Below are 487 nucleotides of genomic sequence, written 5' to 3' on the forward strand. Positions count from 1 at the left end.
GACACCGTGACGCTGAACGGCAACAACGAGATCGTGACGATCAACGGAACGGGCGACATCCTGTCGCTGAACGGGACCGGCGACGTGGTGACGATCAGCAGCGCCAGCGCAACCGAGACGATCACGACGGCGAGCGCGGCCAGCTTCACGGTTACGGGCAGCTACAACACGGCGACGATCAACGGCAGCGGCGCGAGCGTGGCGGTGAATGCGACCGGTGACACGGTGACGCTGAACGGCAGCAACGAGAACGTCACGGTTGCGGCTGGGGCGATCAATGCCAAGGTGACGCTGAACGGCACGGGCAGCACGGTGTCGGGGCAGTCGGGGACGACCGTGGTTCTGACCGGGACGGGCAACACGGCGACGGTTGTCGGCAACAGCGATTACGTGACGCTGGCGGGCGCGAGCGAGTCGGTGACGCTGGTGGGCACGAGCGATTACGTGACGCTGAGCGGAGATTACATCACGCTGAACACGTCGGGCG

At 65.5% G+C, this 487-nt stretch carries 1 protein-coding gene; it reads left to right on the forward strand.

What is annotated here, in order from left to right:
- Positions 1-487: hypothetical protein (locus TSA1_RS39135; protein WP_210421912.1), on the forward strand; the 487-nt coding region annotated here is incomplete at both ends.

Origin of the sequence: Bradyrhizobium nitroreducens, assembly GCF_002776695.1 — a bacterium.
In the GTDB taxonomy this organism is placed as follows: Bacteria; Pseudomonadota; Alphaproteobacteria; order Rhizobiales; family Xanthobacteraceae; genus Bradyrhizobium; species Bradyrhizobium nitroreducens.